Origin of the sequence: Neobacillus citreus (assembly GCF_018343545.2) — a bacterium.
Classification (GTDB): Bacteria; Bacillota; Bacilli; order Bacillales; family Cytobacillaceae; genus Neobacillus; species Neobacillus citreus.
This window is the reverse complement of record NZ_JAGYPE020000027.1, coordinates 53,152-68,263: the sequence shown is the minus strand read 5'-3', so window position 1 is coordinate 68,263 and position 15,112 is coordinate 53,152. Positions and strand designations below refer to the sequence as shown.

The 15,112-nt window shown below is 42.4% G+C and carries 9 protein-coding genes and 1 pseudogene; all 10 read right to left on the bottom strand.

Annotated elements, in window-relative coordinates; all coding sequences use genetic code 11:
- Positions 1–302 precede the first annotated feature (302 nt).
- The 10 genes and pseudogenes from KHB02_RS15650 to KHB02_RS15605 all read right to left on the bottom strand — a co-directional run bounded on the left by KHB02_RS15650 (position 303) and on the right by KHB02_RS15605 (position 15,104).
- The gene (locus KHB02_RS15650; protein ID WP_213148239.1) at positions 303–4,646 is read right to left on the bottom strand and encodes an alpha-amylase family glycosyl hydrolase; all 4,344 of its coding nucleotides are present in this window, start codon (positions 4,644–4,646) and stop codon (positions 303–305) included.
- A 263-nt stretch (positions 4,647–4,909) separates the two neighbouring features.
- A pseudogene (locus tag KHB02_RS15645) lies at positions 4,910–6,352 on the bottom strand (DHA2 family efflux MFS transporter permease subunit).
- Between the two features lie 198 nt (positions 6,353–6,550).
- Entirely contained in the window at positions 6,551–7,780 is a 1,230-nt protein-coding gene (locus KHB02_RS15640; RefSeq protein ID WP_213148238.1) for a DUF438 domain-containing protein, read from the bottom strand.
- 168 nt (positions 7,781–7,948) lie between these two features.
- Positions 7,949–8,725: an enoyl-CoA hydratase/isomerase family protein gene (locus KHB02_RS15635; protein WP_213148237.1), complete on the bottom strand. Its 777-nt coding sequence runs from the start codon at positions 8,723–8,725 to the stop codon at positions 7,949–7,951.
- Positions 8,726–8,756: 31 nt separating this feature from the next.
- A complete protein-coding gene (locus tag KHB02_RS15630) occupies positions 8,757–9,503 on the bottom strand; it encodes an SDR family NAD(P)-dependent oxidoreductase (RefSeq protein WP_213148236.1) in 747 nt (248 codons plus the stop codon).
- A gap of 18 nt (positions 9,504–9,521) precedes the next feature.
- On the bottom strand, positions 9,522–11,159 hold the full coding sequence (locus tag KHB02_RS15625) for an AMP-binding protein (protein WP_213148235.1): 1,638 nt from the start codon (positions 11,157–11,159) through the stop codon (positions 9,522–9,524).
- A 35-nt stretch (positions 11,160–11,194) separates the two neighbouring features.
- A complete protein-coding gene (gene menB, locus KHB02_RS15620) occupies positions 11,195–11,992 on the bottom strand; it encodes a 1,4-dihydroxy-2-naphthoyl-CoA synthase (RefSeq protein ID WP_213148234.1) in 798 nt (265 codons plus the stop codon).
- A complete protein-coding gene (locus KHB02_RS15615) occupies positions 11,967–12,407 on the bottom strand; it encodes a hotdog family protein (protein ID WP_213148233.1) in 441 nt (146 codons plus the stop codon). The genes menB and KHB02_RS15615 overlap by 26 nt, the downstream gene beginning before the upstream one ends.
- A 20-nt stretch (positions 12,408–12,427) precedes the next feature.
- Entirely contained in the window at positions 12,428–13,582 is a 1,155-nt protein-coding gene (locus KHB02_RS15610; protein ID WP_241113892.1) for an acyl-CoA dehydrogenase family protein, read from the bottom strand.
- Between the two features lie 181 nt (positions 13,583–13,763).
- Positions 13,764–15,104 carry a sigma-54 interaction domain-containing protein gene (locus KHB02_RS15605; RefSeq protein ID WP_213148232.1) on the bottom strand — a complete coding sequence of 447 codons (1,341 nt, stop codon included), beginning with the start codon at positions 15,102–15,104 and terminating at the stop codon, positions 13,764–13,766.
- Between the last annotated feature and the right edge of the window lie 8 nt (positions 15,105–15,112).

The window sequence follows — 15,112 nt, the reverse complement described above, 5'->3', positions numbered from 1 at the left end:
CGTTGGCTTCGTTTCAAATGAAACGAATATTATTGTTTGTTGACGTTTTTGTTTGTTTAGTTTTCAAAGAACTATTTCGCCTCTTGTTACAGCGACAAAAATTAATATATCATATTCACTTCATAAGTGTCAACTCATAATTTTCATTCATTAGGTTTGACCTCTCGTGAAGGAACTTTTATATCTTATCACCTGAATTACTCGTGTTCAATATATAATTTTTTCCAATTGAACTAAAAGAAAGATAAAATCCAAAATAAAATGCCTCTCTCCATTTAATTAGGAAAGAGGCAATAGCAATATTATTGTTTATTAATCACGAATTCAAACGTCTTTGTTGCTTTAGCAATTGCACCGCCATCATTTTTAAAATTAGTCGTTTTACTTGATTCTGATGGTTCGATATGAATGCTGAGTTTGTTTTCTCCTGCATTTAATTTAATAGTTTGCGAGAAAGTCATATCACTATTTATTGTTACAGGCTCACCATTTATAGTAAGAACCCCATCTTTAATAGCATAACCTTGCAGCGTTATCGTGTCAGATGATACCGTTTGCCCGTCAGTATGGGAAGTTATAACAACTGGCTGATCAATCCAACGGACAATCTTATCCTGAACGACCATTTGGTTTCCACCCTGGTTTGTAACGATGATAGATAGGTCTGTCCCTTGTGCTCCGTAGCCGTAATAGCTGACATCATCATCATCTGGGTTCGAAGCTGTATGGTCAGGCAACCCTTCTTGATCCCATGTGCCATTTTTTACGTATTTATACGTTAATACTTCACCTTCCTGTGCTTCGACAGTATATTCATAATCATTGGTGACTGCCCCAGCACGCGTCATTTGCCATGCACCGGTGTTCCAGCCGTTTTTGCTGCCAGGCATCGTAATATAAATTCCTTGTGGAGTATAGGCTGGTGCGTTCACCTTAAATGTTACCTTTACGGTTACTAATTCAGGTGTGACAGTTACAGGATTGGATTTCACCATATTTCCCGCCCGGTCATAAACTTGTACCTCGTACGTATTCGTTTTTCCGTTTGTTACGTTAATATCGCGATACGATTCTTTTTTCACATCCAGCAGCTGATCGATTTTTATGCCGTCTCGGACAATAACAATCATATATGGATCTTCATTTCCTTCCAATTTCCAAGAAAGGTTCACTTGTCCTGATTCCTGTTGCGGCTCAGCTAATGTTATTTTTTCTACAGGGGGTATGGTGTCACTTCCTTTGGTAAAGGTTACAGTTTTTATTTCACTTGTGACCCAGGTGCGGCCTAAGTCATTTGAAAAGGCAAATCGATACTCATAGCTGCCTTCATCAAACGCCAGGAAATTAGAACTAAAGACATTCGACACATCCTGTTGATTTACATAAGTAGCATTGTAAGAAATCCAATTTTCGCTTCCAGGCTTTTTTACTTCAAGTTTAGCCTGCAATCCTTCCATTTCTCCCGTTTCTGTTTCACCTTTTACAAAGAAATTTGCTGTGACTGTTTCAGGCTTTGAAAGATCAATACTCGCTTGTTCAAGCGATGTGACGTTTTCAATTTTGTAGTTATCTTCCGTTAATTTCACATGCGGAATAACGGCAGTTTGGAATTCCACCTTCTCAGAGCTATTCCCATTTTTATCAAGCGCCGCCACTGCAAAGTAATATTTTCGTCCATTATCTAGTCCATCAATTGTTACACTATTAGTAGAAGACTCTTTTACTTTTTTGTAAAAAGCACCGGAAATCGTTGTTTGGTAGACGGCATATCTTTGCGCGTCGCCTTCCCATTTAATCACTCCCGAATGATTGCCTTCTTCCACGGTTAAATCCGTAACAGCAGCAGGACGTTTTAGGTTTTGGCCCTTTTCCGAAACAAGCATCCGCCCACTCATGGCCGGAATAGTTACAATCAATTTTCCATCCTTTGACTCTGCTGTATACCTTTTATCGAGCTGGTCTGTTAATTTAATTCCATTTATCATTATTTCTTCCATATTTAGCTCGACTGTTTTTTGTTCGTTGCTGCGGTTTGTAATGACGATCCCAACATTCTTTTTATCAGATCGTGAAAAAGCAAGCACATCGCCTTTTGCATATAAATGGTGCAAATCACCATAGCTAAACAAATCATGATAACTCGATCTTACTTTTCCGATGGCTTGATAATGCTTGATTAACTCCTGATCTTCGCTGCCCCATGGATACGTACGGCGGTCATCGGGATCCTTTGAGCCGGTCACACCTGCTTCATCACCATAATAAATGGTCGGTGCGCCTGCGTAACCCATCTGCAAAATGGCAGCCAGCTTTAAACGTTGAATTCCTAGCTTCTGGTTATAGTTTTTATCGAACTCCGCTCTTTCAAAAGAGTCTGTTCCATTCCCTAGAACAAACGCTGCACGTGCAGTATCATGTGAACCCATCAGATTCATAAGGGAATAAAATGCTTCTTTTGGATAATCCTCATAAACAGCATTGAGCTGATTTTGTGCACCTTCTGCGTTTCCCGTTTTTAGGTAATCGATCATCGCTCCGCGGAAGCGGTAATTCATGACGGAATCATATAGGTCACCTAAGAAATATTTGGAGGCATCATCCCAGATTTCACCCAGGATTAATGGTTCATCCTTCTTTCCAGTCTTAAGTTCTTTTCGGAACTCCCTCCAAAACTGAGGATCCACTTCGTTCGCCACGTCTAAACGCCAACCTGAAGAACCCTTTTTAATCCATGACTTGGCTACCGAATCTTCATCATACATAATGTAATTGGCGAACGAGTCATTATTTAGTTCAGATGGATAATCTACTGCTTCACCGGGAATGGATTTGATTTCCGGAAGTGAATCGTACCCCCACCAACATTGGTACTTATAAACACCGTCAACTTTTTCATTTTGAATGTTAAACCAGTTTTCAAACCCATAAGGGCTAAATGTTTGGCCCTCAGATATAAACTTTTCTTTTACTTGTTTTTTAGCCTCATCTTCTGATATTCCCTGATTCACAAGGTCGTAAATAGAAGACCAATACTCATAAGCACCTACCGTTGGATATTTACCGTAACGGTCAAAGTAGATGGAATCATCGCCAACATGGTTAAATACGCCATCTAAAATCAAGTGCATCTTTCGTTTCTTTAACTCCTTAGTAAATGCCTCGAACTCTTGTGGAGAACCAAACATCGGGTCGACATTTTTATAATCTGCAGCGTCATATTTGTGATTCGATGCTGCCTCAGCAATTGGATTTAAATAAAGCGTGTTTACTCCCAATGATTGGATATAATCCAATTTCTGTTGAATACCTGCAATGTCGCCCCCAAAGAAATCATTAGAAAAGATGGCATCGTCTTGATATCCTTCGGTCCCTTTCAAACGAGGATTATCAGGCAAATCAGTCCATTCTTTATGTTCAATTTGCTCCTCCCCGCGTGCATTGTTTTTGGCATTATCGTTTTTCTTATTTCCATTGTAAAAACGGTCAGGGAAAATCTGATAAACGACAGCTTCCTTCATCCAATCAGGAGTTTTATATGACGGGTCATATACCGTTAGTTGGAATAATGATGCGTTGGAGTCAGATGCCGTACCTATACCGCCTTCTTGGACATCTTCCCCATATTCCTTCTGACCTGCGCCATCTTGGGCAATAAATTTATACCCGTATACACCCTTTTCTTTAGGCGTCACGTTCGCTTCCCAAAACTCCACTTGCCCGCCCTTTTGCTCAAGCCAGCCGGCAGATTCCATATCTACAGTAACCGTGTTACCTGTATTATAGTTTTTTAGCTGAACCCTTGCTCCAGTTAGGTCCCCTTTCTTTGCTTGAAGACGAAGTTTTACACCATCTCCTGCTTTAACTGCCCCAAATGGTGAACGGTAAGCTGTATCCCATGTATCGTGGTATAGCTTGTCCCCCTGAACATTGCCATCGGGAAGCCCCGGATCATAATTGGTATATACTTCCTTTGTATCATGGTTGTAAAAAAATGTAACCGATACATCCTTTAGAACATTTAACACAAAATTATTAGCTGGATAAGCTGGTGCACTCCAGTTATCCCCAAGAACAATTTTAAATTCATGTTTCCCTTTTGGAACTTGAGCTGTATATGTGTATACGTTGTCATGGTCTTCATCATGCAAAATAGCCGTTGATTCACTTGGGGACCACTCTCCCCCGGCATTAAGCTCTGGTTGAATATCACCAACAATCCTTGGCTTTTGATTATCCGGCAATTCAATCGGTACGGTTACTCTATGAGTAGTGTCATCATAAACAAACGTAACCTCTGTTTCTTTATCAAGTGATAATTTATAATTATCACCGTTCCGTGCCCCATCTGCCCCGTAGTTCTCATCCCAGGTGCCATTTATGGCAATTTTATATTCATAATTTCCCGCAGGCAGCTTACCGGTTAGAATGTACTTTCCCGTTTCCTGCAATTTCATTTGTGTAGCAGGATCTGCAGGATTCCACTCACCGGAACCTCCTAGCTCATCTTGCAGGTCACCAACTAGAGTCACAATCCGACCTTCTGCATTTGTTTGTGCCGGATGGAAAAAAGCTGTTCCTGCAATCGTTTGCACTACTAATGCCAAAAGTGCAAGGTAATTCATCCACTTACGTGATTTTCCTTTCATTCATTTTCCTCCCCCTGTTTTTTTGCGCAAACGTTTGCACAATTACCAATAGAAAACGCTTACTTGCACCTATTATCTCATCATCAATATCTCGAAAAGAATAGGTCTTTGCTACTAATATTTACTAAAACTTAAATCACGGACACGATTACGTTAGGCTAACCACACCTACGGCTTCATGGTCAAGTACCTTCACCTGGTAGACGGACATGCTTTCACACAAAATAAAGAGGAGACACTCGCCTCCTCTTCAAATGGGCACTCTATTCTTGGAATTTCACTCGTATGTTTCGGCGCCCCTCATCTTCATTACCTTCTTCAGGCAGGGTGTCATTTTTTATAAAAAACGAAAGAACCAGCGTCAAAAGCGATAGTACAGCAATCACCATAAATGCCATGTTGGCACCGTGGATATCCGGATATAAGATTCCCGGCTCATCCTTCGCCGATGCAGCAGTTGTCGTCATCACAGTGACAAGAATTGCAGTCCCAACCGATGCGGCAATCATTTTCATCGTATTATCCATTGCTGCTCCATGGGGAATGAGCCGTTTCGGAAGCTGGTTTAGGGCTGCCGTGGCAGCCGGCATCATAACCATGGAGAGGCCGAACATCCTAATACTATATAAAACTGTTATAAAGGTAATGGTTGTGTTTGGACCCAATTTAGTAAACACAAATGAGGATGCGGTTATTATGATTAAACCTGTGATTACCAGCCATCTAGCACCAATTTTATCAAAAATCCTACCGATAATCGGTGCCAAAAATCAGCTTATTAGCGCGCCCGGTAAAAGAGCAAGGCCTGCCTCAAACGCTGAGAAATCTCTCATATTTTGCATATATAAAGGAATGATCGTTTCAGCACCAATTAACCCCATAAACCCTACCATCCCGATAATGATGGCATGCGGAAAAATCGAAATTTTAAATACTCTAAATTCCAGCATGGCATGTTCCAGACGTAACTGTCTTGTAATAAACCATACCAAGGCAAGACCTCCGATTCCTAATGTAAAAAGAGTGATGCCGCTTCCCCAGCCAAAATTTCCTGCACATGTGAATCCATATAGAAGACTGCCGAATCCAATAGAGGATAAAATGATGGAAAGACAATCGACTTTGGGTTTCGATAATTCGGTAACATTTCTCAAGGTGAAGTATGCGACAACAATGTCTATTAAAGCTATTGGCAGGATGATAAAAAACAAGAGGCGCCATGAATAATGCGACGTAATCCATCCCGATAAGGCCGGCCCAATCGCCGGAGCAAAGGATATAACAAGTCCAACTAGTCCCATAGCAGCGCCGCGTCGATTAACCGGAAAAATCAGCAAAAATACCGTTTGCATCAACGGTAGCATCACTCCAGCTCCGCATGATTGAATAATTCTTCCTAATAAAAGAAATTCGAAATTTGGGGCTATTCCCCCAACTATTGTACCGGCTGCAAAAATGCTCATTGCAGTCAAGAATAACTGGCGGGTGGTAAACCGTTCTAACAGGAATGCGCTTACTGGTACCATAATACCGTTGACAAGCATAAAAATGGTCGTCAGCCATTGCGCACTGTTGGCGGTAATGTTCATTTCCTTCATTATTGGAGGTATTGCTGTAATCATCAAGGTTTGATTTAAGATTGCGATAAATGTTCCCGCTAAAAGAAGCGCCACGATTGGGCCTCGTTTATTAGTGGATTTATCCATTTCTCATCCTCCTTTATTTTCAAAAACGCACTTTTTAGATTACATGATTTTGCCACGTTGTGCTAATTATTTAACTTGGATGAGTTTGTCTTTTTTATTTATTTTTCTTGCGACATTCTGATCACTGTACACTTTTCCCATATACACAAAAAACCCCCTCATTCACCGAGGGGGCCAATCCCAATTACTTCTATAACATTATGATAAAATCCGTTTTTCACCTTCGATCGCCTGAATCGGGGCGATATTTTGCGTAAACTCCAAGGTGCCTACATATTTTCCATCCTCATCGCGAACGGCAAAATATCTAATGTAGACGTACTTATCGCGAAACTTAATCCAAAAATCCTCGCTGTCTTTCTTACCTGATTTAAAGTCTGCGAGCAAATCCTCGACCACATGAACACTTCTTGGCGGGTGACAATTTTGCACTGTCCTTCCGATAATCGCTTTTGTTCTAGCAAAAATTCGTTCCTTCCCGTGCGAGAAATAACGAACCACATCCTCATGATCAATAAGGGTAATGTCAACCGGCAAATGGTTTAATAACAGTTCAAGTTGTTTTAACGACAGGATCCCGGTTTCCATTTTAATATAGCCTTCGGAAATGGCATTTTCATCAAGTGCCTTCCGTTCTGGTTTCCAAACAGCTTCCGGTTCGGTTAGGCAAAAACCGATTTCATCGCTCTCATGAGCAATTTTCACCCATTCATCTTCTGTGAAATTGGCCAGCGCCATTGGGAACAGAATGTTCTCCTCACGGTAAATCATTGCTGTTACCTCTTCGATTACCCAATTTAGTTTTTCAAGCACTACCTTCTTTTCACCATTATAATGAAGTAGTGTTTGTCTCACTTCTTTTATTGCATCGCGGATGAAGTCATCGATTCTCCACATATTATTTGTTGGACCGTAAATGCCGTAGTTTTCTAAGTACGGAAAAATCAAATGCTCTTTACGATTGAAATGTTTATCAATATCAAGCAGTAAATTGATATCCTCTAAGAGCTTAAATACATTTTCCGCATGATCCTCTTCTTCGAACTGCCATAAATGCACTTGGAGCTGCGTTTTCACTAATTTATCAAGCTCTCTATTTTCCAGCATGAAGGTGTGAATCGGGTGTCCCGGCTGCTCCTCAGGACGTTTTTCGCGGTTATCTTCCTCAATTCTTCCTTTAAAAATATCAGTGTGCTGAGTGTACAGGCGCTGCAACTCATCTGCCGGCATGCCTCCTTCGTTGACAAACTCCAGCTGCAGCTGCGCAATTTCCTCAATGGTAACCTTGCCAATAAAAGCATCGAAATGAGCCTTTACTTCATTTAAATTTCTTCCATTATGAAGATCTCTGAAAATTTCTTTTAAAATTTCAATTCGCTCAGTATTCTTATATGTTTGTTGTTCGCGGTTATTAATGAATTCACTCATATCCAGGATTCTCCTTCGTCAATTGCTTTTTTAAAAAATAACACTAATCCCGGTACGAGTTTGTGATTAAAATCATTCATTACAAATGAAATATTAACAAGTTGTGAACAATGAAAACCTCCATAAAAAAGCTTCAGTTTCTAAAAATGAAAACTGAAGCTGAACCGCCTATTTGCCGATAAATGAAGCTTGTCGTTTTTCAAGGAATGCCGAGGTTCCTTCCTCCTTGTCAAGGGAGCCGTACAGTACTGCTTGAGCCAGTTGCTCTATCAATATACCTGTTTGAATATCCGTTTCCGCTCCGCTGTGAACCGCGAGCTTGGCAAGCCTTACCGCTAAAGGCCCCTTGGCTAAAATTTTCCCCGCCTTTTCTTCAACAGCTCTCCATAACTCTTCTGTTGGAACAACTGCCGATACCAAGCCGATTTCTTTTGCTTTCTCAGCAGTGATCACGTCACCTGTTAATATAAGATCAAGGGCTCTGCTTTTGCCAATCAATCTTGTCAGCCGTTGAGTCCCGCCTGCTGCCGGAATAACCGCCAAGTTAAGTTCAGGCAGGCCAAATTTAGCATCCTCACTGGCAATCCGAATATCGCAGGACAGCGCCAGTTCACTGCCACCGCCTAAGGCATAGCCGTTTACCGCTGCGATGGTCACCTTTGGGCTGCTTTCCACTTTTTGATAAAAGCGGGACATTCCGAACGAAATGGCATCCATAGGTTGATAGCCGCGGACCTGATTGATATCAGCCCCAGCCGCAAAGGCTTTATCCCCTGTTCCGGTTAAAACAATGACCCCAATCCTATCATCCCGTTCAAGCGCCTCAAACCCCTCTTCCATCTCGGTAATGGTATCCTGATTCAAAGCGTTCCGAACGCTAGGCCGATTGATTTTGATAACCCCGATAGCCCCTAGTTTTTCAACCAAAATATTATCAAAAGACATTCTACTAATCTCCTTAAAAGATTCTATTTTTTTAGAGCATTGTCAAGCCTCCGCTGACCGACAACGTTTGTCCAGTCACATACCCCGCATCATCAGAAACAAAGTAGGCCACCGCGCCGGCAATATCCTGCGGCTGTGCCAATCTTCGGAACGGAATAGCCTTTTCCAGAGCACCGGCAAGTCCTTCATTGTAAGATCCAATTTCCTGAAATAAAGGAGTGTCACTCGGTCCTGGAGCCACGCAATTAATATTGATCTTATGACGGGCCATTTCGCGGGCAAGTGTTTTTGTCAGCGCTACTACGCCGCCTTTTGCCGCAGAATAAACAGCTTCACCGCTCGAACCAACCCTAGCTGCATCAGAAGCAATATTGACAACCTTCCCGTAACCGATTTCAATCATAAGCGGTAAAATCTCCTTGCACGTATGGATCTGCCCCATTAAATTAATATCGATGATTTTCTTCCAGGTGTCCGGCTCACTTTTTAAAAAAGGTTCAACCTTATCCCAGCCGGCGTTATTCACTAACACGTCAATTTTTCCAAATGCCTCAACTGATTCCTGAACTGCTTTTTTCACACTTTCCAAACTGGTAACATCACAATGAACCGCAACTGCTTCACCGTCATTTCCTTTAATTTGCGAAACAGTTTCCGCAGCGCCCTCCTTATTAATATCAGCAACAATTAAGGCCATTCCCCGTGATGCTAGTAATTTAGCAATCTCTCTGCCAATGCCGCTGCCGGCACCAGTAACAAATGCAGTACGTTTTACCACTGTTTATCCCTCCAATTTTTAAACCTTATCAGCAAATTTTTCATTTATCAGATCCCGCAAGCGGAACTTCTGGATTTTCCCGCTTGGTGTTCGCGGGAAATCGTCAATCACTTCGAGGTGCTCTGGCCAATATTGCTTGGCGACGCCTCTTTCTGCTAAAAAGGCCTTCATCGCATCAAAAGTCAGCGGTGCTGCCCCCTGCTTCATGCTTATAAATGCACAGGCTTTTTCCTGCAGACGCGCATCCGGCATGGCAACAATTTGAACGACGGATACATCCGGGTGCTCGTATAAAACATTTTCCACATACGCAACCGGGATGTTCTCGCCGCCGCGAATAATAATATCCTTGTTACGGCCGGTGATGCGGATATAGCCGTCTTCATCCATCATCGCGCGGTCGCCTGTGATGAACCATTCCCCGTCAAACTCAGACCTTGTCAACTCTATTCGTTTTAAATAACCAACAAACAATGAAGGTCCTCTTACCAGTAAACTTCCTTCTACGTTAGGAGGCACTTGATTACCTACTGCATCCACAACCTTAACCTCAAGCCCCGGGAATGCTTTCCCATCTGTAGAAGTGAGCTTTTCCTCGGTATCGTTTGCAAGAGTAAGGGTAACCAAGCCGTTTTCGGTTTGCCCCCAGCCTGACAGGATTTGCGCAGGCAGCTTTTGCCGGGCCTGTTTAACCAGTGTTCTTGGGATTGGGGCTCCAATCGCGGCAAAATACCTGAGCGAGCTTAAATCATATTTCTCGATTCCGTTGACTTGAATCGTGTCCTGTAAAAACGGTGTAGCTGCAGTAGTAAAGGTAATTTTCTCTTTTTCTATTAATTGAATAAACTCTTCCGGATTCCAAATATCTTGGTAAACAGCACTCCCCGCATATATAGCCGGAAGGCGGACACCATATAGGAAACCGGTTTGATGGGCAAAGGTGGAAGCCATGAAAATGACATCATTAGGAGTTAATTGAAAATGGTCAATCCAAAGCTCAGATGCGAACGTCACCGTATTGTGGGTGTGCATGACACCTTTTGGTTCACCTGTCGTCCCTGATGTAAAAATAATTTCTGTTATTTCATTAGGATTTAGGGCAATCTGGTCCAAAACAGAAGGATCCCTTTGCTCTTCCCAAGGAACATCCATTAAATAGGAGAAAGATTTCATGCCCTCCGGCACTTTTTCTCCAATGACAAAAATATGTTCCAGTGAGGGCCATTGCGGCTTAAGCCTCTCAATCATTTCCGGATAATTGAAACCGCGGAACTCTTCGGGTACGACAATCATCTTGGATTCGGCGAGTTTGACCATAAAGCCAATTTCCCGATCACGATAAATATGGATTAATGGATTGCTTATGGCGCCAATTCTAGTGGCTGCAAAGTGCAAAATCACAAACTCATTCCAGTTTGGAAGCTGGATGGAGATGACATCCCCTTTTCTCAAGCCTATTTCAAGCAGACCAAGGGCTACTCGGTCAACGAGTTTTCCGAGTTCCTTATAGGTGTATCTGCTTTTCTTATCAATAATGGCTGTTTTTTCAGGATACTTTTCAATTGCTTCCTTTAAATAATCAAGAATCGTCTTATTTGACCAATTCGATTCATATTTTTTGATATCCTCATCCGTTAAAATCGTTTCGAAACCCATCAGCCTGTTCTCCCCCTACTAAAGGTAATATTGGTTTACTGTCTGAATTTCTTAAAATCAACCGGACGTTTCTCGACAAACGCATTTCTTCCCTCTGCCGACTCATCCGTTTTGTAGAACATCGCTAAGCTCGCCATTGAAATTTGCGAAATCCCTTCAATATTGGCAGAATCTGCGTTAAAGGAATATTTCAGCATTTTAATAGCTGTTGGACTCTTTTCTAGAATTTTTCCCGCCCACTCCTCTGCAGCCGCCATCAGATCGCCTTGAGGGACGATTTTATTGACAAGTCCCATTTCCTTTGCCTCTTGCGCCGAATACTTTTCGCACAAGTACCAAATTTCCCTGGCATTTTTCTCACCGACAATCCTTGCAAGATAGGCAGATCCCAACCCTGCATCATAGCTGCCCACTTTCGGACCGCTTTGGCCAAAAATGGCATTTTCAGCGGCGATGGTTAAATCGCAAACCACATGTAGAACGTGGCCGCCGCCAATCGCATAACCGTTTACGGCTGCAATAACCGGCTTTGGAATCGCGCGGATTGTCCGATGCAGAGCTTCAATTTCCAAGCCGATACCGCCGCCAAGTCCGCCTGAGCTATCATAGCCACTGTCACCTTTATTCTTTTGGTCACCGCCAGTACAGAAGGCTTTTTCTCCTGCTCCGGTCAAAATAACCGCACCAATTCTGTTATCATCCCAGGCATCCCGGAACGCCCAAATCAATTCTTGGACAGTTTGAGCACGAAAGGCATTATAAACCTCTGGGCGATTAATTGTTATCTTGGCAATTCCATCCTTTTTCTCATAAAGTACATCTGTCATTTCCATTTTTCATTCCTCCATTTTCTTTTGATAAAATTTTCAAAATAACTTGCCCTCTGACCACTTCAAGACCAGATTGATTGGTGCATGTTACCTTTTCAGTCACCCAATCCATCTCTTGATTGACGTCTATGGTTTCTATCTCAACTGTCAACAAATCTCCGATATGGACTGGATTTAAAAAGACGAATTCTTTCTTCAATATCACAGCAGGGTGACAGGTCAATTCTTTACCCATCGCCTCCGCAATCAATCCCTCACAAACAATTCCCGGAACAAGAGGCTGTTCAAACCGCGTCTCACTTTGATACACCACATTAAAATCCCGGGTTAAAAATTTCCACTTTTCAACATCTTTACTAACAATGGTCCTTTGGATTCTCGCTATTTGTCCGATAAAAAATTTATCAGCATCATCCATTTGGGAAGTAGTCTCCTATTTTAATAGGGACGAAATTGTTTTCCAATCAATTCTCGAGCAATAACCATTTGGTTAGCCTGTGCTGTGCCATCACCAATTTCCAGCCCAATTACATCCCTAAGCCTTTGTTCGAGCGGCATTTCCTTCGTATAGGCGTAGTGGCCATTAAGAAGCATACATTCATGGATTGCCTCCTGAGCATATTTTGGACCTAGCCATTTTACCGAGGATGCCTCTTTTGTATGTTTTTTCCCATTGTCACGAAGCCATAGGCCGCGATATGCCTGCCACTTAATTAACTCCAACTGCGTATAGTGGGTAACGATTGGAAAAGAAACACCCTGAAATTTTGCAAGCGGTCTGCCAAAAGCCTGCCTCGTTTTTACGTGCTCAATGGTCTCATCGATACTTTGGAAGGCTGCCCCTGCACACTGAAGGCCAATTAATAGGCGGCTAAGGTCAAACCCATTCATGACCTGGAAAAAACCATTGTTTTCAAGTCCGATTAAATTTTCTTCCGGAACTTCGACGTCCGTTAAATAAATCGACCCTCTTCCAATCGGTACATTACCCATGTCGTCATAACCTTTACACTCCACGCCCGGAGCATCGGCAGGCACAACGAAGGCACTGATGCCTTTGCTGCCGGAGCTGGGGTCTGTTTTTGCAAAAACTATGAAAGCATCGCCAATGGTTGCCGCACTAATACCTGACTTTTCTCCATTTAAAATGTAGCGGTCCCCTTTATGTACTGCTGTCGAGCGGATTCCAGCTGCATCGGTCCCGGCCGCTGGCTCGGTAATTGCTACTCCAACAATTTTGTCACCGCTAGCAATTTGCGGAAGCCAAGTTTTTTTCAATTGGTCTGTCGCATGATTGCTAATAATTTCCGATGCAAGCGCATTCAGCATAACGGCATAGGTTAAGTTAAAATCCCCGCGCCCTATTTCTTCTGCAGCAATTCCAGTCGTCACGCAATCCGCCCCGCTGCCGCCATACTCTTCGGGAATTCGCAGTCCATTCACTCCCAGTTCTCCAAGCTTTTTCCACAAATGGCGGGGATGTGTTTTTTCCCGGTCCCATTTTGTATATTGGGGCAGCAATTCATTTAAGGAAAATTCTCTTAGCATTTCGCGAAAATATTCTTGTTCATTACTAAAGGTAAAATTCAACAAGATGATTCCCTCCTTTACCTTTCTATATTGCAAATTCCGTGCCAACATAGAATTCACTACTATTGCTGTTTCCCGAGTTTTGCATTTTTGCAAAATCACTATTCTTTTGCAAATCTGCGAATCTAATTTGCGAAACAAAAAAACACACACTAGGAAAAGTGTGTGTGAATAGATAAAATCATCATTTATTTAGTTTATATTTCGCTATTTTTCTATATAGACTGGCTAGGTGAATATTCAGCAATTGGGCTGCTTTTGTCCGGTCGCCGTCTGCTTCCTTTAGTGCACGCTGGATAGCAGAAATTTCTGCATTTGATACAGCTTCCTCTAAACTTAAGAGTTTAGGTGTTTCTTCCGCCTCCATTTTTTCAACTGAACGTTCAAGAGATGGGGAAAAAAACAAGCTTTCCATTGTCAGGGTTTCCCCCTGAACAATGTTCATCCCCCGTTCAATAACCGCTTTTAGTTCGCGAACATTCCCAGGCCACTCGTAATTCAAAAGCCATTCCTGGAGATTGGGTGCTAAGTATTTTACCTCTTGGACTAATTTTTCATTGAAATATTCGATGAAATAATAGGCTAACGGTAAAATGTCCTCTTTTCTCTGCCTTAATGACGGTATTTTTAATTCAAATACATACAAACGATAAAACAAATCCTGCCGGAACTTGCCTTCCTGAACCAAAGTTTTTAGATCTCGGTTCGTAGCGGCAACAATCCGGATATCAACATTCTTGCTTCCAGTTCCCCCAAGCCGCTCCACCTCTCGCTCTTGAAGCACCCGGAGCAGTTTCCCCTGGGCTTGATACGGCAACTCGGATATCTCATCTAAAAATAGTGTCCCGTTCTGCGCCAATTCAATTTTTCCAGGCTTTCCTTCTTTCTTCGCCCCGCTAAATGCCCCACCTTCATAGCCAAATACTTCAGATTCAAATAATTCATCAGGAATGGCCGCACAGTTAACCGCTACAAACGGATGGTTTTTTCTCGAGCTAAGTCCATGAATGGCCTGGGCAAACAATTCCTTCCCTGTACCGCTTTCGCCCGTAAGCAGCACAGTTGAACTGCTGGCTGCAATCCTGGCAGCCAGTTCCTTAATTTGCGCCATCAATGGGCTGTCGCCAATAATCTCCTCAAAGCTATAGCGATTCCTGTTGGCTGTCTTTGATCTTATTTTTGGCTTATCCACCATCTGCAGAAAGGAATAAAATTCAGCATGATCGATTTCTTCTTTTCTTAAAATGACCGAATAAATGAGGTGTTTGTCCTTTTTTTCGATTCGAATTAAACAGGGACGACCTTTAATTAAACCAGAAATAACTGTATTTCCAACAGCAGAGTTTGGCCGTTTTTTTGTGGCTCCTTCCACGATATGCGCAATTGAAAGCCCAATTATATCAGGCTTTTCAAAAGCAAAACAGCTGCAAAATTCAGGGCTGACATCTACAAGAATCCCCTTTTCATCCACTTCCAGTGATCCCCAATACCCAGCGCGGTTATCAACTTTTTGGGTTAGCTCCATTCACATCA